Origin of the sequence: Photobacterium sp. SKA34 (genome assembly GCF_000153325.1) — a bacterium.
In the GTDB taxonomy this organism is placed as follows: domain Bacteria; phylum Pseudomonadota; class Gammaproteobacteria; order Enterobacterales; family Vibrionaceae; genus Photobacterium.
In genome coordinates this window covers 619,549-641,615 of sequence record NZ_CH724143.1, presented here as the reverse complement: position 1 = coordinate 641,615, position 22,067 = coordinate 619,549, and the positions used below count along the sequence as shown (strand labels likewise).

The window sequence follows — 22,067 nt, the reverse complement described above, 5'->3', positions numbered from 1 at the left end:
ATGACCTTTAAAAAGCGTTATATCGCTATCGCAATTACCACTTCGATGCTATCAGCACATGCCAATTCCGCAGGCTTTCAAGTATCAGAACAATCAGCAACGGGTTTAGGCCGTGCATTTGCAGGTGAAGCAGCTATTGCTGATAATCCTGGTGTTCTCGCACGTAACCCTGCAAGCATGACAAAGTTCGATAAAATGGCTATTTCTGCACAAGGAAGTCTTGTTTTACCGAATATTGATGTCACTGCACATGATGCACCAACGGGTGAACAAACAGCCGAAGATGTCGCACCTCTGGCATTTGTTCCTTCAACTTACTTTGTTCAACCGCTTAATAATCGTTTGTCTTGGGGCATGGCCTTATTCTCTAATTACGGAGTTACAACCGATTACCCTGATGATTTTTATGACGGAACATCCGCAGGTAAAACCTCACTTCTCACCATAAACTTAAACCCAAGTGTTGCCTATAAACTCAATGACCAATGGAGCATCGGTGTTGGCATTAGTGCTGTTTATGCACAAGCTGAGCTTTACCGCCACTATGGTAAGAATGCACTACCGTTTTACCCTGCAATAAAGCCAAGCGACAAAACCATTAATATGGAAGGAGATACATGGGCATTTGGCTGGAACATAGGCACGCTATTTGAAATTGATGAGAATAACCGTTTTGGCTTAGCTTACCGTTCACAAGTTGATCTTGATTTTGACGGTGACTTTACTGATTACTCAGGGCAAGTTCTCGGTGCCAATCGTCGCGGTTCAACCATTGACGCAAAACTTGTAGCTCCCCTCCCTGCTACCGCTGAGTTTTCAGGATTTCACCAACTCAATAATCAATTCGCTTTGCACTACAGTATATTTTGGACCCAATGGAGTAAATTCACTGAGCTAAAAGCCACCAGCAGTGAATGTAACTTTGGTGGACAACTACCCGGTGTCTGCTTATTGAAAGAAGAAAAATATGACGATGCATTCCGCTGGGCTATTGGTAGTACATACAATCTTAATCAACAAGTTACCTTACGTGCCGGCTTTGCCTACGATGAGCAAGGCGGTAAAGCAACATTAAGTATTCCAGATACTGACCGCTTCTGGTACTCCGCAGGAGCAAGCTATAAATACAGCGACCAATTAAGTTTTGATCTAGGTGTTAGTTATGTCTACGGCAAAGACGGCACATTTACTGAAGCGGGTGATAGCTTTACCGCAACCAGTGATGCTTTCATCGGTGCCGCACAAGTTAATTACATTTTTTAACACAAGACTGAACTAAAAATTGAAAGTAAGGAATACTATGAACAAGCATTTTTTATCGATCATTATAGCTGCTAGCTTGGGACTAACAGGATGTGGTGGCGACAGTAAAATAACAGGCGCCCCTACGATTGATCCCGATACTGCTGACAGCCTAAATGCAGAAACAAAAGTAAACTTTGATATTATCTCAAACCCAAGTTCGCCAATTATTGTAACGCCGACCTATTTAGCAATGGATCAAGAAGATGGCACACTCAGCGTTGAGAGTACCGTTGATGATCCTACTGATATTTCAAATCCTGTCGTTGCTATGGGTACAACCGATGGTTGGAGTACCAGTCAACCAATTTTGGTAAACTTTAAAGGTAATCCATTAAACCCAGACAGTGCGGCTGGCAGTTTTTATCTAATAAAATCAGGCGATCCTACTGACACCTCTGATAGCACTGCGCCTATTAAGCTGGTTGAAGAGCAAGATTATGTTGTTCAAGCCTCAGGTGATACATTAACAGCAGTCTTACTTAAACCCTTAGATCCTGCAAGTAACTATATGTTTGCAGTCACTAATACATTAAAAGACGATAAAAATAACCCTGTCGGCACCAGCGGCTCTTACGCCACATTGAAATCAACAACAACGCCCCCCTCTCCAGCCTTACTTCCAGCTCAAGCAGTGACCCAAGCAACCGAAGCTGCTTTTGCACAAGTTGGGGTTGATAAAGACAGTATTATTTTCTCATCATGGTTTACCACCGCCTCTGTTGGTGATGTGCTTTTTGCCGCTAAATCAGCAACAGCATTAGCGATAAATAGTAAGCCGTCTGATATTTGGAAAGGCACGGCAATCGACAGCAGTATTGATACAACTACCTTAGATACCACCCTCTTTAATATTGATGTCCCAGCCTCTAAAGGAAATACTCCAGGCGGAAAAGGCGAAATCTTCAAGGGAACTATTCATCTACCTTATTTCTTAAGTACCGATCCCAATAATTTCTTAACCACACCTTGGCAAAGTGGTATGCCAAGCCTTGCTAAAATCCAATACGTATTAGCAAATGGTACCGATGCCGAAAAGCTTGCCGTTCAAACAAAAATTGCAGAGCTAAATATCGATCCCACAGACTTTGCTAATGTCGCAACAGATCCCGCAGCACAACAACGCGTATTGACCGCATTAACTGGTTCTGAAATCATTTTACCTGATGGCAAACAATTAGACGAAACAAGGCTAATCACTCGTTATAGCCCTGTACCTAAGCTGCGCTCAATCGCTTCAATCGAGTACACATTAGTACTACCTAATAATTCTAACTGTAGCGCTCCTTTATCTAACAGTGTCACTATTTATCAGCATGGCGTAACTAGCAATAAAGATACACTGACTCAATCAGCACTTGCTGACAGTATCATTGGCGATCAATGTCGTGCCATTTTTGCAATTAACCTTCCATTGCATGGTGATCGAGGTATCGGTGGCGTGACCGCAGCTGACAACCCATCTATTTATTTAAATCTTGGTGCACTAACGGTTGCCCGTGATAATTTACGCCAAAGTACGATTGATGTGATCAACCTAAAAGCATCAATAACTCGACTGTTTAGTCAATTTTCATCACTCACACCTGAACAATTTGCTGCCCTTGGTCCATTAGCAAAATTAAACCCAACAACCAGTGTTAATTTCGTAGGTCACTCATTAGGTGCAATGACTGGGATTAATGTGGCTAATGTGACAAATCGTCCAACAGGCAACGACGCTGCAGATCAACTCTTCGCGATTGATCAATTTGCTTTTGCTAATCCTGGCGCTGAGATCCCTTACCTACTCTTAAATTCAGACAGTTTTGGCAATCTCATCAAAGGGAACATTTTAGCAAGCTCAAATGCCGACTTTAAAAACCAATGTGGCGACACACCGATTCCACTTTGTTATCAAGGTTATGAAGCGGGATTAATTAGTAATGGTAGTGAAACCTCATTAGCAACGCTAAGCACAATTTATGACTCATTTACACAGTTTGCTTATGCCGGGCAAACAGTGCTTGATAGCGTCGATCCAATTAACCATTCATTACTCGTACCAAGTACGGCCTCGGTATACCTCACCCAAGTAAAAAATGATGAAACAATTCCAAACATGACGACTATTGGCGAAACTGTGACAGGCACAAACATTCCTGTTCCATATTCGCCGTTTACGGGGACAACACCGCTTTTAAAAACGATGAACCTGACACCAACAGATGTTTCAATTAATGGCACCTTAGTGAGAAATGCCGTGCTATTTAATGGGGGAGCTCACTCTTCATTACTTGACCCATCCGCTTATGAATCTGTAACGGTTGAAATGCAAAAAGAAATGCATTCATTTATTAATAGTGACGGTAAAACATTATCGATTGAAAATAATAATGTAATAAACACAAACCAATAAACTATGTGAAAGACGAAGCTCTTCAAAAGGCTAGCACTATGCTAGCCTTTTTATTTACTGAATATCCGCTTTTTTCTCATTGTTTTACTGTGTTAAAAATAAGCAACCTTAATAAAATGTAGTTCAAAACACATTTTGTCCTCGACATGTGCAAAAATTTAAGCAAACTGGTGAAAACCGTGTTATTTCACATCAACAATTCTGTGAGTAGTCACACACTTTGAAATAACCATTGAAAACGAAGTTAACAGTTTCCTCATTAAAAACGGATGGAATAAAGTTTTATGAACCCTGTAGTTATAGCGGTATGTATCATGCTGATACTCGCGTTAATGCGAGTGAATGTGGTGGTCGCGCTAACCTTTAGTGCCATTGTTGGCGGCCTTATCGGTGGAATGTCTCTCACTGATGCCGTATCAGCCTTTGAAGGTGGCCTTGGTGGCGGTGCAACCACTGCGCTAAGTTATGCCATGCTCGGTACGTTTGCCGTTGCAATCTCCCGTTCAGGTATCACAGATGTACTGGCGCAAAAAGTGATCAAGCGCATTAGCGGTCATAATAACGCCGCTGCTGCAACGGGCGTCAAATATAGCGTTCTTATCATTCTCGTTTTACTTGCCATTTCTTCTCAGAACGTTATTCCGGTACATATTGCCTTCATCCCAATTGTAATTCCACCGCTACTGCATGTTTTTGCCAAACTAAAATTAGACCGTCGTTTAATCGCTTGTACATTAACTTTTGGTCTAGTCACTCCTTATATGGTGTTACCTATTGGTTTTGGCGGTATTTTTTTAAATAACATCTTACTCAAAAACTTACACGATAACGGCTTAGATGTATTAGCCAGCCAAGTACCCGTAGCAATGCTTTTACCCGCTTGTGGCATGTTATTTGGTTTATTGGTGTCTATTTTTATCAGTTACCGTAAACCACGAGAATATTCCGTTGAAAAGATCCTTGCCAGTGAGCCTGAGAAAAAAGAAATCGACATGCGTCATGTCTATGTCGCAGTTGCCGCTATCTTTGCCGCGTTAGGTGCACAATTATATAGTGGTTCGATGATCATAGGTGGCCTTGTTGGCTTTATGGTGTTTACTTTCACGGGCGTCATTAAGTGGAAAGAAACCCATGATGTGTTCACCAAAGGTGTTCATATGATGGCAATGATCGGCTTTATTATGATTGCAGCAGCAGGTTTTGCTGCGGTAATGAAAGCAACAGGCGGCGTAGAAACCTTAGTGAATTCCCTTGAAGCTGTGATTGGTAATAACAAACCTCTTGCTTCACTGCTAATGCTGGTTGTGGGTTTATTAGTAACCATGGGGATCGGTTCTTCGTTTTCAACCATTCCAATTCTAGCTACGATTTATGTACCGCTTTGTCTATCTTTTGGTTTCTCACCAATGGCAACAATCGCAATAGTAGGTACTGCTGCAGCATTAGGTGATGCGGGCTCTCCAGCTTCAGATTCGACCTTAGGTCCAACATCAGGCTTGAATGCTGATGGTCAGCACGATCACATTTGGGATTCGGTTGTACCAACGTTCATCCACTATAACTTGCCATTAATTGGATTTGGTTGGTTAGCTTCTATGGTGCTATAAGCCATACATTATTTATCAATACAAACAAAAAAAACCGCCAATTTGGCGGTTTTTATTTATCAGCTAAACACTATTTAACAATAACGTTTAGTCATAAAAATTATTCAGCAGAGGCTGCGTCACGACGTTCAGCAACTTCTTTTAGTAATGGCTGAAGCTCACCTTTTTGGAACATCTCAAGAATAATGTCACACCCGCCGATAAGCTCACCATCAACCCATAATTGTGGGAAGGTTGGCCACTGCGCGTAAATTGGAAGTTCTGCGCGAATATCTGGGTTTTGTAGAATATCAACGTAGGCAAACTTTTCACCACAGCCCATTAGTGCTTGTGAAGCTTGAGAAGAGAAACCACAGCTAGGCAGCTTAGGTGAACCTTTCATGTAAAGTAGAATTGGGTTTTCTGCGATTTGCTGCTTAATTTTGTCGATAGTTTCCATAACTTCCTCGTACAATCTTAATAGTAATAATTTAAACCCTACCATTCTACTTGGTTATCGTCACCAATAAAAATATTTTCCCGTCCTAAGCGAATGCTTTTGATGCAATACCAGATCTCAGTTTTAATACCCTCGCTTTATTAAAGGTCATTGACGCTTTGATAAACGAGGTATAGGGTATTTTTTTATTTCCAAGCCTTTTAATAAAGAAAAAAGTTGCTAAAATGAATCGGTCAGATTCAAAAATAATGAAGTAAGCCTTGATGCTTACTGGAAGCAATGATGTCGTGGCGAAAGCCACCAAACCAATATGGAGAATTGAGCAATGGCATTTGAATTACCAGCTCTACCTTTCGCAATGAACGCTCTTGAGCCACACATTTCTCAAGAAACTCTTGAATACCACTACGGTAAGCACCACAACACTTACGTTGTAAAGCTAAACGGTCTTGTTGAAGGTACAGAGCTTGCTGAAAAGTCACTTGAAGATATCATCAAATCTTCAACTGGCGGCGTATTTAACAATGCAGCTCAAGTGTGGAACCACACGTTCTACTGGAACTGTCTAGCACCAAATGCTGGCGGTGAACCAACAGGTGAAGTAGCTGAAGCTATCGTAAAAGCATTCGGTTCTTTCGCTGATTTCAAAGCAAAATTCACAGATTCAGCAATTAACAACTTCGGTTCTTCATGGACTTGGTTAGTTAAGAAAGCTGACGGCTCTCTAGAGATCGTTAACACTTCTAACGCTGGCTGCCCAATCACAGAAGAAGGTGTTACACCTCTACTAACTGTTGACCTATGGGAACACGCTTACTACATCGACTACCGCAACCTACGTCCAAGCTACATGGATGGTTTCTGGTCACTAGTAAACTGGGATTTCGTTGCTAAAAATCTAGCTGCTTAATTTCTAAAAAATAAGCGTAAACCGAAATTAAACCGTAAATAGAAGCATCTATTTACGGTTTTTTTGTATCTGAATTTTTATGGGCTAAATTAGACATATAACCTACGTCTAAATAGATACGCACCAAGATGCAATTATAAGCTAACCATTCACTGACAATTCATATGGCTATTTAATATACATTAACTAAGACTGACACCCTTATCCTGAAATAAGAGAGTTATACGACGTGCACTACAAAAAGTTATCCCCACTTCTACTTACCCTAATGGCTTTAACAATATCGAACTTTGCTCACGCTAAAGACGATGAGAAACCACAAGCGGTTCCTGTTACTGTCGAACCCATTTCTACCAAAGAGTTTGTCGCCACATTAAATGAGGTTGGTAAGATCAATGCGATTGATTTTGCAGAACTCACCTTTAGTACTCCCGGTAAACTCGTGGCTATCAATTTTAAAGACGGTGACGTAGTAAAAAAAGGGCAGGTTATTGCCAAACTAGACAGCAGTAAAGTTAAAGCAGATCTTGATAAAGCATCAAGCTCGCTCACTACCGCAAAGAATAAAGTTCGACGTGTTATTGAACTAAACAAAAAGCAACCTGGCGCACTATCTAAGCAAGACTTTGAAGAACTTCAAGATGCTGCAAACCTTGCAGCCGCAGACTACCGCCAACAACAAGCAATTCTAAAAGATTATTCATTAACCGCCCCTTTCGATGGTGAGCTCACAAATTTCACAAAATCAAAGGGCAGCATGATAGATGCTGCGACACCTCTGGTGAGTGTTTATAATCTAGATCCAGTTGAAGTTACCTATACCATCAGCCAAAACGATTTAGGTAAAGCTGTGAAAGGGCAACCCATCACAGTAACGGTCGAAGCATATAAAGATATGACATTTAAGGGTGTTGTAGATTACGTTGCACCTGCCGTTAATAAAAATACTGGTCGTGTAGCAATTCATGCTCGTATTGAGAACCCTGACCACGTTTTAGCACCAGGTATGTTTGCACAAGTAAGCCAGATGGTAAATGGTCGCACTAATCGAATTGTTGCGCCACAAAACGCTATTATTGCCCACAATGAAGATCGTTACGTGTGGGTCGTTAATAAAAACAATGTTGCAACCAAGCGATACCTTACATTAGGTAAAAACCTTAATAATGGCTATGTCATTATAGAAAAAGGTTTAAAAGTTGATGAAGTTGTTGTGGTTACCGGTCATCAAAAAATCGATGATGAAACTTTAGTAAATATTATCAAGACTCAAGCATCAACAGCTGATGCACCAGTACCTGAAAAGAAAAAGAAAACAACTGATCCAGCAAAAGCAGGAAAAGAAGAAACTAAACCAGTGAAGGAGCAGAGCAATGAGGCTACCTGAAGTCTGTATTAAGCACCCTGTTTTTGCTTCAGTTTTAAGTATTGCAATTATTCTTATTGGTTTGTTTTCTTTCCAAAAACTTGCAATTCAATATTTCCCTGAACACAGTACACCTAAAGCGACAGTTACAGCCAGCATTGATGGTGCTAGTGCAGACTTCATGTCACGAAATGTTGCGACGCATTTAATTAATGCCGCAACAGGGTTAGAGAGCGTCGATATTATGACGACTGACTGTACCCAAGGTAAATGTACATTAAATGTAAAGTTTGACGACGGCATTACTGATGTTGAATATGCGAACTTAATGAATAAGTTACGTAGCAGCATTGAAGCTATCATTGATTTTCCACCAAGTATGGTTGATAAGCCGACTGTTACCGATGATTCAGGTGATAAGGGCTCAGCAAGTAACATTATTACCTTTGTCAATAAAGGGAAGATGAGCTCGCAAGAGATGTACGACTTCATTGGTCAGCAAATTAAACCTCAGTTTAGACATATTCAAGGTGTCGGTGGGGTATATGGACCGTATGGTGGTGCAGCAAAAGCTGTCCGTGTTTGGCTTAACCCAAACCGTATGATGGCACTCAATGTAAAAGCTGCTGATGTTGTAACAACATTAAGTGCATACAGCTCATCATTTACTGTTGGTCAGATCGTTGGTGAAGCACGAAACTTCCAAATTAACCCTGTTACTCAAGTAACCAGTGTTAAGGATGTACAAGATCTTGTTATCCGAGTCGATGATGGCAACATCATTCGTATCAAAGATATTGCTGATGTCAAAATGGGTGAAAACAGTCTGACACCAAGCAAACTTAAAGTGAATGGTGAAACCGCAATGTCGTTGCAGGTACTACCACTGAAAAGTGAGAACCCTGTTGATGTTGCCGCACGTGTAAAAGCTGAAATCGCCAAGATGCAGCAACACTTGCCTGACGGTTTAGAAATGAAGATGGTCTATAACCAAGCCGATTTCATTCAAGAATCTATTGACCAAGGCTTCCATACCCTCTTTGAAGCTATCGTTTTAGTATCAGTAATTGTGGTACTTTTCCTTGGCTCACTGCGTATTGCATCAATCCCAATTATCACCATCCCAGTCTGTATTATTGGTGTTTTTGCTGTGATGTCATTTCTTGGTTTCAGCATTAACGTGCTAACTATTTTAGCAATTATTCTTGCGATCGGCCTTGTGGTTGATGATGCTATCGTGGTGGTTGAAAACTGTTATCGCTATATAGAAGAAGGTGAAACACCCCTTAATGCAGCCATTAAGGGTAGTAATGAAATTATCTTCCCAGTAATAGCAATGACAATGACCCTTGCAGCGGTTTACCTGCCTATTGGTTTGATGTCAGGTATGACAGCTGATCTTTTCCGCCAATTTGCTTTTACCCTTGCAGCATCAGTTATCATCTCAGGTATGGTCGCACTAACACTTTCACCGATGATGTGTGCTTATTTAATTAAACCCGTAGCACAACAACCTAAATGGTTTGCTGCAATTGATAAGCAGATTCACAAACTATCAATAGGTTACACGAAACAACTATCTAAATGGTTTGATCGAAAAGCATTGATGGGTGGTATCGCACTCGCACTTATCGCACTTTCGGGTGTCGCTGTATGGTATATGCCACAAGTATTGTTGCCGACAGAAGATACAGGCTTTATTGATGGTACTTCAGAAGCACCGACTGGTGTAGGTCGTCGTTATCATATCAAACATAACTCTGAGCTAAATACGGTTATGGAAGATAACAAAGATATTGCTGCGAATTTATCTTATATCGAAGCAACACCATCAAATCATATTTTACTCGAACCTTGGGGTAAACGTACTAAACCGGCAGATGAGATCGTTGCTGAGCTTACTGAAAAGGCAGCAAAAACACTATCAGCTTACAGTATGTCATTTAGTGTACGCTCAGCTGATGGCCTAAACGCTACATCTAATTTGAAGTTACAGCTTAAAACCGTCAATAGAGACAATACTGAACTCAATGATACGGCTAACCGTATCGTTAAAAAATTGAGTGAGTATAAAGGCTTAACTCGCGTTAAAAGCTCATTACTTCGAGATCAATTGCGTTATGACTTACGAATTGACCGCAATGCGATAATTTTATCAGGCGTAGCTTATACCGATGTGACCAATGCTCTTTCAACCTTCCTTGGTTCATTGAAAGCGGCAAACTTACAGGCTGATGACGGTTATACCTACCCTATTCGCGTTCAAGTAAACCGTAAAGATCTGGGTAACTTCGATATTATCGATAAGCTTTATGTGGCGTCAGAGTCAGGGCAGAATATCCCGTTGTCTGAATTCGTCTCAATTAAAGCAGTAACATCTGAGTCCAGTTTTAAGACTTATATGGGACAAAACAGTGCTGAAATCACAGCGACATTAATGCCAGGTTATACCGCGGGTGATATACGTGATTACATCAATGAAAATGTACCTGAGTTACTTGATGACTCACAAAGCTACGCCTATGACGGTGTGGTTAAAGAGTTAATGGACTCACAAGATGGTACACAAACGTTATTTTTAATGGCGCTAATTTTCATCTATCTGATCTTAGCTGCGCAATTTGAAAGTTTCGTTGACCCATTGATTATTTTGCTGACAGTCCCTTTGTGTATTGTAGGTGCTGTATTGACCCTCTGGGTCTTTGGCCAAAGCCTCAATATTTACTCACAAATAGGCTTATTAACCTTAGTCGGATTGGTCACTAAACACGGTATCTTGCTGGTTGAATTTGCCAATGAGCAACGTAAGCATGGTAAAACAGCCATTGAGGCTGCAATCCATAGTGCGCGCTCACGTTTACGTCCAATTTTAATGACATCATTAACCATGATTTTAGGCGCTTTACCATTGGCGTTTGCATCAGGTCCTGGCTCATTAGGTCGCGTTAATATTGGTTTGGTATTAGTGGGTGGATTAACCGCTGGTACATTTTTCTCACTATTTCTTGTTCCAGTTGCTTATGTCGGGATGAGTAAATTAAGAGAAAAAGACGTACTAAAAACGATCTTAAGTGGTCGTGGTTTCCGCCAGCGTAAATAACACTTAATAAAAACCGCTATAAACAAAAACGCCTGCATCACTGCAGGCGTTCTTTTATAATCAACTGACTAATATTATGCTTTTTCAGAAAGGATAATACGTAGTGTTCGACGAAGTGGCTCAGCAGCGCCCCACAGTAGCTGATCACCAACAGTAAAGGCGTTTAGGTAATCATCACCCATCGCAAGTTTACGTAGACGACCTACAGGTACCGATAGTGTGCCTGTTACTTTAGCTGGGCTAAGCTCTTGCACTGTTACATCACGATCATTCGGGATAACTTTTACCCAATCGTTATGCGATGCAATAATTTCTTCAATTTCATCTAGCGGCACATTTTTCTTCAGCTTCAATGTTAGTGCTTGGCTGTGGCAGCGCATCGCACCAATACGTACACAAGTACCATCAATTGGAATTGGAGAATCCTCTAAGCCAAGAATTTTGTTCGTTTCAACAGACGCTTTCCACTCTTCTTTGCTTTGACCATTGTCACGCTTCACATCAATCCAAGGGATCAGAGAACCGGCTAATGGCGCACCAAACTCTTGTGATGGAAAATTGCTCGAACGTAAGGTATCTGCAACTTTACGGTCAATATCAAGAATCGATGTTGATGGATTCGCAAGCTCGCTTGTCACTGTATCGTTAATCACACCCATTTGGCTGATCAACTCACGCATGTTCTTAGCACCAGCACCAGAGGCAGCTTGATACGTTTGTGACGTCATCCACTCAACAAGTCCAGCCTTATATAGGCCGCCGACAGCCATCAGCATCAAACTCACAGTACAGTTACCACCTACATACGTATTGGTACCATTGTGAATGCCCTGCTGAATTTGATCAAAGTTAACAGGATCAAGTGTAATAATAGATTCTGGCTTCATACGTAATGTTGATGCCGCATCAATCCAGTAACCTTTCCAGCCAGCTTGGCGTAATGCTGGGTATACTTTTTCAGTATAACCGCCACCTTGACAGGTAATAATGGCATCAAGTTTTTTTAAGCTTTCTAAATCAAAAGCATCTTGCAGCATACCAGCATCTTTACCTAAATTAGGCGCTGGGATACCAATCTGAGAGGTTGAATAGAATACAGGGTCAATCAGTTTAAAATCGCCCTCTTCGACCATACGTTGCATCAGCACAGAACCAACCATACCACGCCAACCAACTAAACCTACTTTCATCATTTGCTAGTACACTCCCTGTCGTAATTTAACTGCTGTTTCCATCTATAGAGATTTAACGGCTTAAAAACAAGCATAATTTTAATATCTAGTTAAAAATACTATCGCAAAAAAGAGTAACAATCTTTGTTAATTTATCGATATTTGAATTTCTTATCACTGGTATTAGTTATTTTTATAAGTTCAAAAATGCAACAACAAAGAAGAATAAAGCAGCAAAAAGACTTAAAAACTAGTACTTAACGTGTATTTTTACCTATAAATATGAAATTCAACATTCAAGGCCATATAATTCAATCAAATACATATCTTTGAAAACACCCGACTATCCTGATAATCTCCACAGTCGTTTTTTGTTAGATATATTATTTACTAATTGAGGTCATTTTAGTTTTTTAAACTAATTAGAACATTACCATTATGTTTTGAAACAAATAACTAGAACAATAAAACCAAGATGCAAACACAAAATAAAAACATTATTTAACAAAAAAAACACAAGAAAAGCAGTGCTTTTGTTTATCTTTCAAAGCAAAAGACTCAGATCACATAAAGAAACATTATTTATCGCGGTTTTAGAGCCACCTGCTAGAGTAGCCAACTTTGTTACAAGCTGTGATGCACGTGATTTATTAACCAGTATAGAAATATTAATTACTGACTTTGGGCTAGCAGCTCATTTACAGGTACGATAAACAAGGTTAGAAGTATGGAAAAACAGACTGTCGTGAAACTACCCTCGTTGATGCAAGTTTTTTTTGCTCTCGGTATTTTCCTTGCACTAGCATTCTCATTTACCGCTAAGTTAAATTTGCCTATTCAGCTAGCACTCTACATCGGCTGGTTCATCATTATCGGGCTAGGTATAAAACTAGGTCATGATTACAAGTCATTAGAAAAAGCCGCAACAAAAGGTATTGCTAATGGTCTTGGTGCCGTATTAATTCTTCTTGCCGTTGGTGCTCTTGTGGGTACTTGGATTGCAGGTGGTATTGTTCCAACCATTATTTACTACGGTCTAAAAGCCATCCACCCATCCATTTTCTTGCTAGCAACAATGATCATTTGCTCATTAACAGCGTTAGCAACCGGTACTTCTTGGGGTGCAGCAGGTACGGCAGGTATCGCTATGATGGGGATTGGCCAAGGTTTAGGTATTCCCGCACCTATGACAGCTGGTGCTGTTCTTTCAGGCTGTTACTTTGGTGATAAAATGTCACCACTTTCAGATTCTGTGATCCTTGCATCTTCTATGTCTAACGTAGAAATTATGGAGCACATTAAAGGCATGTTGCCGATTGCATTAATCAGTTATGTGATCACTGGTATTATGTTTACTGTTGTGGGCTACCACTACGCCGGTAACGTGGATATGTCTCAAGTTGATTCAGTAATGCAAGCAATGGATAAGCAATTTGTTATCTCACCATGGTCTTTTATCCCTGTGGCTATTGTCTTGGTTTTACTGGCTTTACGCTTACCATCATTCCCTGTTATTTCGCTAGGTTCTCTATTGGGTATTATTTGGGCGGTGATGATTCAAGGTATGGATCCTTTAGTGGCCTTTAATACTGCATGGGCTCCATTTTCTATTAGTTCTGGTATTGAGTTTATTGATGCGATCCTAAACCGTGGTGGTATGTCTTCAATGCTTGGCTCTGTTGCTGTGATCATCTTTGGTCTAGGCTTTGGTGGCTTATTAGATAAAGTCGGTGTACTGCAAACTATTGCTCGCCTATTTGAAAAGCGGGTAAATTCTGCAGGTAGCCTATCCGTTACTACTATTGCTACTGCTTTCCTTGGTAACGTATTTGGTTCTGCGATGTATGTATCACTGATCCTAACGCCTAAAATTTGTGCGAAAAATTATGACCGTCTAGGCTACCAACGTAAGAACCTTTCTCGTAACGCTGAGTTTGGTGGTACGTTAACCTCTGGTATGGTGCCGTGGAGTGATAACGGTATTTACATGGCGAGCATTTTAGGTGTTGCAACGTTCTCATACGCACCTTTTATGTGGTTAAGCTTCGTTTGTATTATCGTAACAATTGTCTGTTCATTCATGGGATGGTTTGTGGATCGCTGTCCACCAGCAACTGAAGCTCAATTAGCACAAGATGACGAAGAAGAAGCATTAGCAGTGAAACAATTAACGTCATAACTTCCAAACTAAAAAGCCCCATATATTGGGGCTTTTTTATATACTTTTATTAAGCAGTTTTTTTAACGCCAGCATATGCCATCAATTAATCACCATTTCGATATAGATGTTCAGCCTCATCTTGTGGTTCCAATTCATCAAATATCACTGGTGAAGAGTTATCACTACTAAATTGCAATGTGACAGGCTCAGAGTAATTCGGAACATTATCATAGCTAAACACCGAGTAAAATTTCGGTATATTCGCATTACCAAATCGGTCAAATGTATACTCATCCTTGCCAGCATAAAGCTTTACGCCATCGAGTGGTGTTCGAGGAGGATGAAAGCAATTTCTAACCACATAAACACCCACTAAGTCTGGATCCTCTGGCTTCTTCCAGGTCAATTTCGTTGCACCATCAACGAGTGTGGCATTTAAATCTGTCGGTGCTGCTACTGGTTGTTTTCGACGTTCCATGTATTCAATAACCAACTGCGGGCATTTTTCGCTATCACAATTGAACCAAGTCACCATGGCATTTTTGTGCCTTGAAGCCGAAGTAGCACGGATGATCAAATTAAGAGGCAGTCCACGGCTTATAACATCTTCTAAATGTTGCCTTGCAGAGCTATCAAACATAAAGCTCTTTCTAGGTGCTTTAGATAAACCGATACTACTTGCCTCATAACCTAGATATTCGATTTTTTCACGATTTTTTACGCTATCAAAATCAAGGTTATCAATTTCCGCAATATCGACGGTAAAACGCATTGGTTGTGAAATTTCTCTCGATTGCTCATGCTCTATCTCAAAATAGGCTTGAGTAATAACAATATCTTTTTCCTGATTGAGGCAGTCTAATGAAAACATGACTTGCCCAAATACTGTATTCTCATCACTATCAAAGCCACATTGGATAACATTCTTTTGTGGTGGTTCTTGCAAGGTAAAGGTATGACAGTCACTTGCAGATATCGCGACTTTAGATGTTTTTTTAGTGTAGATTACTTCTAAGCTTGGGCGGTAATGAATACCACCACCAAAACGACCATAACCGATATCAAATTGCATAATTTGGGAATCATTACCAATTGGAAGCGAAGTCGGCCCCTGAATTTTAAGAAGTAAACGTCCTTGATTTAATTGTTGTTGCAGTAATTGTTTTTCTATCGCACTGAAACACCATGACTTCCAAATACCTTGCGTAATTTGATCGGAGCAAATGGCATCACCTAGGGTTTGTTGCGGTACAGCTTGATGAATTTGATCAAAACTTCGAATGTTGGTGATTTCTTCAGGATCAAGAATAGAAACTGACCATTCGCCATAGTTTTCTATTTTGGCACCTACACGGTTCATTGGATATAGCGAAAAGCATGCATCTTTGATAATCGCATCTTCGGGCAATCTATCAATATCAAAAGCAATGACACCATAACAGATACCTTTAGTTTTATTGACACCAATAAACAAAGAATTATATCCAAAATGCTCCGCATTAAACTCTTTTGTTAATTCCCCTACATAGCCAATTTGTTCAGCTGCAGGGAATAAGATGTAAGAAAACTCATCTTTTGCCAAATTTGTTTTTATCTTAAGTTCTGGAGCGAAAGGTGATTTTATTCGTGTCACCCTATTAACTTTTCTCAAATTATAAAAGTATCGATGACCAGATTGTAATTGACTATCAGTGAAACTGCTTTCGGAGGTATTAGCGATTAACGTCTCAGGGGTACAGTGATATTTTGGTGTATCACTACGGTAGATTTGATAATAACAATTACTGTCATCATCGTTGCTATTCCAAATCAACTCAACTTGGGTATCTTCTACTTGTTTTACCGTGAAGTTTTCAGGTCGAGACGGGGCAAGATCAGAATAATCAATCGCACTATTTAACGCATATAGCAAAGCAGGAATATTCTCATTCACACTTTGCGTCATATTAACTAAATAGTCAGGTATATTTCGGCTACCGACCTCGACAACACTTGAGAGAATCCCGCGATCATAGTAGTACTCGCGACCACTTCCATGGATCAAATTAGCAGGTGGCTTACCTCTGTGTATGCCATATTGTCTGTTTGTTACTTTATGAATTTTATGCGCCATATTAGCGCATAAAATATTTAAATCGGTACCTTCAATTTCCGCTTCATGGTTAAACTTATGCGCTGGGAAAAACACGTTCCCCTGCGAGTGATAATCTAACGCAATACTGATATTTTTATGTTCTTCAACAAACGTTTTGATAGCTTGTGTTTCTGGCTCTGAAAATGCCTCAGGTCCACTGTAAATATTCGACTGAGTATCAAAACTACGCTTAAAATTCACGCCAAAGTTTCGATTTAAATCAACGCCGAACGTACCGTCTTTATTATCACGTCTATTCTTGCGCCAAAATGAAAAGTGCTGTCTTGAATATTCAAACCCATCAGGATTAAGACAAGGCACCATATAAAGTGTGTTTCGCGTTAATGCTTCAACAACATCGGGATTGGAAGGATAATTATCAAGAATATACTGAATAAAATTCACAGCTAACTCGATACCAATCCATTCTCTTGCGTGAATCGTTCCTGTATAAAGTAATGCGGGCTTCAAATCTGCATAAGCCACATCCTGTGACAAAGTCACCATCATGATAGGACGATCTTCGTGAGTCTGCCCAATATTTTGTAATCTTATAAGGTGTGGGTACTTCTCCATCGCCTCGGTGAGAAAATCAATAGTATTTTGATAAGAGAGATATTGTTTTTTCATTACTCAACCTCACTTGGAAGAGTATTCCAAGCAGTAATGATTGCATTTAGCTTTTTCTGCTTTAAATTACTAATTTCAAGTAATCGTAAAGGATGATTATTCAATACATCCAAGGTTCCTGCTACACCAAAACGCTCAACAACGTTGTTAGCAAGGTTCGCCCCGATTCCTTTAACTGAAGTAAAAAACGCGATTATCTCTTGCTGATTTAGCGTATCATCAACTTTATCTGAAGCAATAGCCGCTGTTGGGTATTGCGCTTGCTCGACGCCTAAATCTAGCGCTTTCTCTAATTCCGTTTGCGCTTTAGGCTCTAAAAACTTCGCTAAAAATTGATTTAACCCGTTATCGCCACTGTGTAGACCTTGTAAGTTCCAAACTTCACTCGGCCACTCTTCATTTAAGTCATCTTGAATGTTTTCAAGTGCATATAACTTATCTTGAGGATTTAATTCGCCAGTATCAGTGGATATTGAAGCTTGCCCAAATGAGATATTACGCATCGTTCTTAAGAGTGAAGCATCAATTTTTCCTAACTCTTCCCAGTTCTTATGAGGGAAATAAGGCTTTTTAAACATCTCTGGCACAAGTTGCCACATTAAATATTGCCCAATCCAATCGCGAATATAAGGAAAAGCGGCAAAAGCTGTCGCACATTCTAAAATACTGTATTCATCAGTGTGGCTAACAGCGATATCACATGCCCAATATTCTGCTTTCGCAGCTTTTGAAGCTTTAATTGAAATTTCTAATACTTTCTCAGGAATGGCTTGATAATCCATACTGCCACCTTGGCTAGTATTGGTTAACCACTCACCTTCTGGCGGTCTTCGCCAAAAAGCACAAACAGGTTTATGCCCAATTAACATCACACGGATATCGGCTTTCATTGGAACAAAATCTTGAATATAAGCGGGGAAGTAGCGACGTTCAGAAAATAGTTTTATTGCTTCATCAGCACTATCTAGTTTGTGGACAAAATACCCACCGTAGTTTGATGGTCCATAAGAACGCTTAATGATTTTCGGATAACTTGTCTCATTGATATAAACAAGTGCCTCTTCTACATTGTAGAATATCTTTGTTTTAGGTATAGGTAATTGATATTTATGACAAAAGCGAGTGACATTCTCTTTAGATTTATTACAAAACTGCGCATCCAAAGACGGAATAAACTTCACATTCGGAAGCGCTCTTGAGATATCACGAAATGTTTCGTAAGCAGTAGCTGGAATATTTCCAATCAGTACATCAATATTTTTTCTTTTCACTTCATTGATAAAGCGCTGTTTATCATTCCCCCAATGATAGGTCACCTGCTCTATCTTATCTGGCCACCCTTTAAAATTTGAACGATCAAAAAAGCGTAAAACATGATCAAGGTAAAGTAGCCCAAGTTTTGGACGAGAATTTGTATTACCGTTTAGCATATATCCTCCCTAAATTATGCGAAATCAGTGAAGTTAACGTCAGTAGCAACGTTTGAATTAGTGGATGCGTAGTTTGAACGGTTGCTATCCTTTCTTGTTTTTCTATCTATAAGATCAACGATGCATTGAATTTTCTTAGCGTTAAAATTGATTCCCATTTTTTCTTGAGCTGGTGTTGCAAAAGCAGGAATACCGTTAACTTCAAGAACAACATACTTTTGATGCTTGATATCATAAATAATATCAACGCCCGCAATTTCTAAACCAGTAATGCGTGCTGCTTTAAGAGCGAGTTCAATTACCTCTGGCGGAGCTTCTCGCTGTATGACATTACCACCGCTTGTGATGTTAGTTTTCCAACTACCCTCAGCCGCTTTTCTGCCGTAACAAGCAATAAACTGATCATCGACAATATCAACACGATAATCAGTGAAGTCATTTTCAATGATGCGCTCTAGATATAGCTGAGGTGATGCTTGATTCACGATGTAAGGATAGATCAAGTCAAGATCACGTTCACTTTCGAGTTTGATGATCCCGTTGCCTCCCCAGCCATTGATTGGTTTACAAATGGCTTGTCCTTGCCAAAAATTGAAATGCTTTTTTAAGTTATCTATATTTCTTTTATTGCAAACAACATAGTCTGGCGTATTAATTCCATGCCTTTTTAACAATTGAGCTGTTTTAAATTTATCTTCCGTTAATTCAAATGCTTCATAGTTATTAATAGTTGGAATAATAGTACTAAGAGTTTGATACAGATACGTTTGGTAAGGCGTTTGCTGACCTGCATTATATGAAAAAAACAGATCTAGCGAGCCCATATCCTGATCATTACAGAAAATACCTCCGTCATGTGCAACCGCATTTCCAAGATCAAGGTTGGTAACAACGCTGATCTCTCGTTCATTTAACTTAGAAACTAATTGCTCCTGTATCTGCTCACCGCCACCGTTTTGATACATCCATAATCCAATACGACGTTCCATTTTAACTCCTACTGTAAATACGCCATAAACATAAAATTCATCAATCTATGTAAACATGGTTTCATATAATCTTGTCAAAATGCAATAATTAATAATAAATTAGTAGCATATTAAAATTGCATTTATGTGGAGTTACCTATGAAACACGATGATTATTTAATTCTTAAGACAATGATGAAAAAAAACTCTTGGACCAAAAACAAAAAAGGGGTCGATGAGTATGGTCAATTGATGGCAGGTTGGCTAACAGAACTAGGTATGGAACTTCAGTGTTTTCAGCGTTCAGAAGTAGGTAATCACCTGCTCTTTAGCTCTTCACATAAAGCTCAATCTCCAACCCTTCTTCTTCTTGGTCACCTTGATACCGTATTTCCACCAAATACGTTTGAAGAAGTCAGTGAGGATGAAGAGTGGCTATACGGACCAGGTGCATGTGATATGAAAGGTGGGAACTTTGTTGCTTTAATGGCGCTACATAATATCTACGAAAGACTTGGGAAAGTTCAAAATATAGATATCTTACTCGTCAGTGATGAAGAAACAGGCAGTGATGACAGTAAGTCTCTACTTCGAACTATTGCGTCGAATTACAGTGCTTGTATTGATTTTGAAGCGGCAGGAAAAAATCATGAAGTAGTAACAGCACGTAAAGGTATTGCTACCTACACCATTAATATTGAGGGTAAGGCAGCACATGCTGGTAACCATTTTTGCGATGGTGCGGATGCCAATTTAGTCGCTGCAAAACTTCTTATTCAGTTAGCCGAACAAACTGATCTTGATAATGGAACCACAATCAATGTCGGAAAAATAAATGGTGGTATTGGTGCCAATACAATATCACCACACGCAACTCTCACCGTAGAAGCTCGATTTACTAGTCTTAATGAGCAAACACGAATTATTGATGATATTCCTAAACTCGTTAATAACTATAACAAAGATGGTATTACCCTATCTATTGATGGCGGGTTACAGCGAGATGTTATGGTACCCACCTCAGATCAAGCAGCATTAATTGATAGGCTCTCGGTAAACGCCCCATGAACCCACGGGGCGATATTTGTTAGTGTTTGAGGTTCCAAGGTAGGAGTGCATCGATATCGGGCTCAGCTTTCGCGAGCTCTTTCATGCACTTGACCATGTAGTCGTAGAGGATAAGGCCGTTGGCTTTCGCAGTCTCGACGATGCTGTAAAGCATCGCACTCGCATCAGCACCATTTGGCGTGTTCGAGAACAACCAGTTCTTTCTGCCAATGACCAGCGGTTTAATTGCGCGTTCAGCGCGGTTATTGTCTATCGATAAGTGACCGTCATCGATATAGCGGATCACCTTCGGCCATTGGCCGAGCGTGTATTTTATCGCTTTACCCAGCGGGCTAGACGCTATCACTTGTTGAGATGTCATCCACTCGTACAACTCGTCCAGTATCGGTTTGCTATGCAGTTGACGTTCTGCTTTTCGTGTTTCGACAGTCGCACCTTTTAAGCGCGATTCTATCCCATAGAGCTTCTGGATTTTGGCCAGCGCTTTATCTGCTTTGCCTGACTTACCTTTACCTTGAAGCTTCTTAGCCTCCATGAACTTTCGCCGTGCATGTGCCATGCAGCCAACATTGGTGACGTGATAAAGACCATCATAGGCACCATAGCCATCGGTTTGTAGATAACCACTGTAATCCCCCAAGAAGGCAACAGGGCATGCCCTCGCGCGACTGTTTTGATAGTCGTACAAGGCAATATTCTTCACATTGGGGAGTGCGGCTTCTGGCGAGTCTGCGCCCGAGCAGTAGAGCCACATGTAACACTGTTTTTCTTCCTTGAGAACATTGAGTGGCGTTTCATCCGCCTGGACCACCACTTGTTGAAGTAGGTGCTCTTTTAGAGCGGCATAGAGTGGTTTGAACTTCTCACTAACTTGGATAACCCATCTGGCCATAGTGGTTCGTGATAGCTCGATTCCCGACTGGGTAAACAGCGACTCTTGGCGGTAAAGTGGCATCGCGTACTGGTATTTGCCAAGAATGATGTTGGCAAGCAAGCTTTCTGTGGCAAAGCTCTTCGGGATAATGCTTTGCGGTGCTGGCTTTTGAACGATGTGATTGCTGTCTTCAGTTTGCTCGCACTGGCGGCAAGCATATTTAGGGCGAACATATTCCAGCACTTTGAGTACGGCTGGCGAAAACTCCAGCTTTTCACTGCTGTCTTCACCGATTTTATGCAGGTCATGATTGCAGCATGCACACTGCTTTTCATGGTCGTCTAAATCAAGTTCGATAACTTCACGAGGTAAGGTCTTTGGAAGAGGCTTACGCTTACCGCGTTTCTTCGTTGTGGTTGTGGTGGTCGTCGTAACCTCAACCTCTTCTTCCTTAGCGGCTTCACATTCCGCTTCGTTGAAGAGGTCACCTTGAGATTCATCGTAGGGC

The 22,067-nt window shown here is 40.4% G+C and carries 14 protein-coding genes; 8 read left to right on the top strand and 6 right to left on the bottom strand.

Going from position 1 to position 22,067, the window contains the following annotated elements:
• The 3 genes from SKA34_RS15800 to SKA34_RS15790 all read left to right on the top strand — a co-directional run bounded on the left by SKA34_RS15800 (nucleotide 1) and on the right by SKA34_RS15790 (nucleotide 5,307).
• Nucleotides 1-1,263, top strand: coding sequence for an outer membrane protein transport protein (locus SKA34_RS15800; protein WP_006646540.1), 1,263 nt, complete (start codon nucleotides 1-3; stop codon nucleotides 1,261-1,263).
• A gap of 37 nt (nucleotides 1,264-1,300) precedes the next feature.
• Nucleotides 1,301-3,700, top strand: a complete 2,400-nt coding sequence (locus SKA34_RS15795) for a VolA/Pla-1 family phospholipase (RefSeq protein WP_006646539.1) — start codon at nucleotides 1,301-1,303, stop codon at nucleotides 3,698-3,700.
• A gap of 284 nt (nucleotides 3,701-3,984) precedes the next feature.
• A complete protein-coding gene (locus SKA34_RS15790) occupies nucleotides 3,985-5,307 on the top strand; it encodes a Na+/H+ antiporter family protein (RefSeq protein ID WP_006646538.1) in 1,323 nt (440 codons plus the stop codon).
• Between the two features lie 100 nt (nucleotides 5,308-5,407).
• Here the strand turns inward: SKA34_RS15790 and SKA34_RS15785 are convergent, their stop codons facing one another.
• Nucleotides 5,408-5,746: a Grx4 family monothiol glutaredoxin gene (locus tag SKA34_RS15785; protein ID WP_006646537.1), complete on the bottom strand. Its 339-nt coding sequence runs from the start codon at nucleotides 5,744-5,746 to the stop codon at nucleotides 5,408-5,410.
• Nucleotides 5,747-6,071: 325 nt separating this feature from the next.
• Here SKA34_RS15785 and sodB point away from each other — a divergent pair, with 325 nt between their 5' ends.
• The 3 genes from sodB (at nucleotide 6,072) to SKA34_RS15770 (ending at nucleotide 11,122) form a co-directional block, all read left to right on the top strand.
• A complete protein-coding gene (gene sodB / locus SKA34_RS15780; RefSeq protein ID WP_006646535.1) occupies nucleotides 6,072-6,656 on the top strand; it encodes a superoxide dismutase [Fe] in 585 nt (194 codons plus the stop codon).
• A 229-nt stretch (nucleotides 6,657-6,885) separates the two neighbouring features.
• On the top strand, nucleotides 6,886-8,043 hold the full coding sequence (locus SKA34_RS15775; protein ID WP_039860645.1) for an efflux RND transporter periplasmic adaptor subunit: 1,158 nt from the start codon (nucleotides 6,886-6,888) through the stop codon (nucleotides 8,041-8,043).
• A complete protein-coding gene (locus tag SKA34_RS15770) occupies nucleotides 8,030-11,122 on the top strand; it encodes an efflux RND transporter permease subunit (protein WP_006646533.1) in 3,093 nt (1,030 codons plus the stop codon). The genes SKA34_RS15775 and SKA34_RS15770 overlap by 14 nt, the downstream gene beginning before the upstream one ends.
• A 74-nt stretch (nucleotides 11,123-11,196) precedes the next feature.
• On the opposite strand, the gene asd is transcribed toward SKA34_RS15770, so the two are convergent.
• Nucleotides 11,197-12,312, bottom strand: coding sequence for an aspartate-semialdehyde dehydrogenase (gene asd / locus SKA34_RS15765; protein WP_086004124.1), 1,116 nt, complete (start codon nucleotides 12,310-12,312; stop codon nucleotides 11,197-11,199).
• A gap of 709 nt (nucleotides 12,313-13,021) precedes the next feature.
• Here asd and nhaC point away from each other — a divergent pair.
• Nucleotides 13,022-14,473, top strand: coding sequence for a Na+/H+ antiporter NhaC (gene nhaC / locus SKA34_RS15755; RefSeq protein WP_006646531.1), 1,452 nt, complete (start codon nucleotides 13,022-13,024; stop codon nucleotides 14,471-14,473).
• An 85-nt stretch (nucleotides 14,474-14,558) separates the two neighbouring features.
• Here nhaC and SKA34_RS15750 read toward each other — a convergent pair whose 3' ends face one another.
• Genes SKA34_RS15750 through SKA34_RS15740 form a run of 3 tightly spaced genes read right to left on the bottom strand, consistent with a single transcriptional unit; the run spans nucleotide 14,559 to nucleotide 19,638 of the window.
• Nucleotides 14,559-17,219, bottom strand: coding sequence for a M14 family zinc carboxypeptidase (locus SKA34_RS15750; protein WP_006646530.1), 2,661 nt, complete (start codon nucleotides 17,217-17,219; stop codon nucleotides 14,559-14,561).
• Nucleotides 17,219-18,649 carry a RimK family alpha-L-glutamate ligase gene (locus tag SKA34_RS15745; protein WP_006646529.1) on the bottom strand — a complete coding sequence of 477 codons (1,431 nt, stop codon included), beginning with the start codon at nucleotides 18,647-18,649 and terminating at the stop codon, nucleotides 17,219-17,221. Before SKA34_RS15745 ends, SKA34_RS15750 begins: the two co-directional genes overlap by 1 nt.
• A gap of 14 nt (nucleotides 18,650-18,663) precedes the next feature.
• Complete coding sequence (locus tag SKA34_RS15740; protein WP_006646528.1) at nucleotides 18,664-19,638, bottom strand: RimK family alpha-L-glutamate ligase; 975 nt, start codon at nucleotides 19,636-19,638, stop codon at nucleotides 18,664-18,666.
• A 138-nt stretch (nucleotides 19,639-19,776) separates the two neighbouring features.
• On the opposite strand from SKA34_RS15740, the gene SKA34_RS15735 reads away from it, so the two are divergent.
• Complete coding sequence (locus tag SKA34_RS15735; RefSeq protein ID WP_006646527.1) at nucleotides 19,777-20,685, top strand: M20/M25/M40 family metallo-hydrolase; 909 nt, start codon at nucleotides 19,777-19,779, stop codon at nucleotides 20,683-20,685.
• A gap of 19 nt (nucleotides 20,686-20,704) precedes the next feature.
• On the opposite strand, the gene SKA34_RS15730 is transcribed toward SKA34_RS15735, so the two are convergent.
• Nucleotides 20,705-22,067 (bottom strand): IS66 family transposase (locus SKA34_RS15730; protein ID WP_006646526.1); only part of this gene is annotated, 1,363 nt, incomplete at its 5' end.

Bases quoted from the DNA above. Each gene is read 5' to 3' on its own strand.
- SKA34_RS15800 (WP_006646540.1), top strand. From the start codon at position 1: ATGACCTTTAAAAAGCGTTATATCGCTATCGCAATTACCACTTCGATG.
- SKA34_RS15795 (WP_006646539.1), top strand. From the start codon at position 1,301: ATGAACAAGCATTTTTTATCGATCATTATAGCTGCTAGCTTGGGACTA.
- SKA34_RS15790 (WP_006646538.1), top strand. From the start codon at position 3,985: ATGAACCCTGTAGTTATAGCGGTATGTATCATGCTGATACTCGCGTTA.
- SKA34_RS15785 (WP_006646537.1), bottom strand. From the start codon at position 5,746: ATGGAAACTATCGACAAAATTAAGCAGCAAATCGCAGAAAACCCAATT.
- sodB (WP_006646535.1), top strand. From the start codon at position 6,072: ATGGCATTTGAATTACCAGCTCTACCTTTCGCAATGAACGCTCTTGAG.
- SKA34_RS15770 (WP_006646533.1), top strand. From the start codon at position 8,030: ATGAGGCTACCTGAAGTCTGTATTAAGCACCCTGTTTTTGCTTCAGTT.
- asd (WP_086004124.1), bottom strand. From the start codon at position 12,312: ATGAAAGTAGGTTTAGTTGGTTGGCGTGGTATGGTTGGTTCTGTGCTG.
- nhaC (WP_006646531.1), top strand. From the start codon at position 13,022: ATGGAAAAACAGACTGTCGTGAAACTACCCTCGTTGATGCAAGTTTTT.
- SKA34_RS15750 (WP_006646530.1), bottom strand. From the start codon at position 17,219: ATGAAAAAACAATATCTCTCTTATCAAAATACTATTGATTTTCTCACC.
- SKA34_RS15745 (WP_006646529.1), bottom strand. From the start codon at position 18,649: ATGCTAAACGGTAATACAAATTCTCGTCCAAAACTTGGGCTACTTTAC.
- SKA34_RS15740 (WP_006646528.1), bottom strand. From the start codon at position 19,638: ATGGAACGTCGTATTGGATTATGGATGTATCAAAACGGTGGCGGTGAG.
- SKA34_RS15735 (WP_006646527.1), top strand. From the start codon at position 19,777: ATGAAACACGATGATTATTTAATTCTTAAGACAATGATGAAAAAAAAC.